The 683-nt window shown below is 41.1% G+C and carries 1 protein-coding gene; it reads left to right on the top strand.

Going from position 1 to position 683, the window contains the following annotated elements; genetic code table 11:
* On the top strand, window positions 1-683 hold a 683-nt coding region (locus tag ACFINY_RS09900; protein WP_375701083.1), incomplete at both ends, for a hypothetical protein.

Genomic DNA, 683 nt, shown 5'->3' with positions numbered 1-683 from the left:
AGCGTGACGGGGGATGTGACCAACAACAAAACGGGCTTAATTTATGTGAAGGGCAATGGTGCTTTACAAGTTGATGGTGCTTTGTTGAATGATTTTGGTGCCATAATGGCAGAAGGTGATTTATCTTTCACCAATGCAGATGGCAGCGGAAAAAGCCTTTCGCTTGTGAACAAAGCAGGCTTTATTCAAGCTGGTGGAAACTTAAATATCCAAACCAACACCCTGAAAAACGAAGCTGATAGCACGCCTGTCATCATGGAAAAAACGGAATATAGCGATATTTCTTTCCAAAGACCAAAGGGTTCTGATCAACTCAGTGATGGGATGTTATATCATGATGCGAAAGTTGGTCTTTGGGGACAAGGGCACGAACATCAAGATGATAACGGAGTTTGGAAAGGACACTTATACATTTACTTAGATAATCCACTTTGGAATAGTAAAGAAGAAACCTATGGCACCGCAATTTCAAGCGATGGAACAGTCTATAAGGCATTTACTTGGAAATATATTGACGAAAGAAACTCTGTAGAACAGTATCGATGGAATGGTGATAGGTGGAAGGCAGGAGGGATCTGGTCAATAAACAAACACTGGTCACATATGACAGAAAAGACTGTCACACAAGCATTTTCGCATAAACCAACTGTTTCGGGGGTAATACAATCTAGTGGCAATCTCAT

This window comes from Bartonella sp. AA23NXGY (assembly GCF_042197165.1).
Classification (GTDB): domain Bacteria; phylum Pseudomonadota; class Alphaproteobacteria; order Rhizobiales; family Rhizobiaceae; genus Bartonella.
The sequence above is the reverse complement of the archived record's forward strand: the minus strand, read 5'-3'. Positions and strand labels throughout refer to the sequence as shown.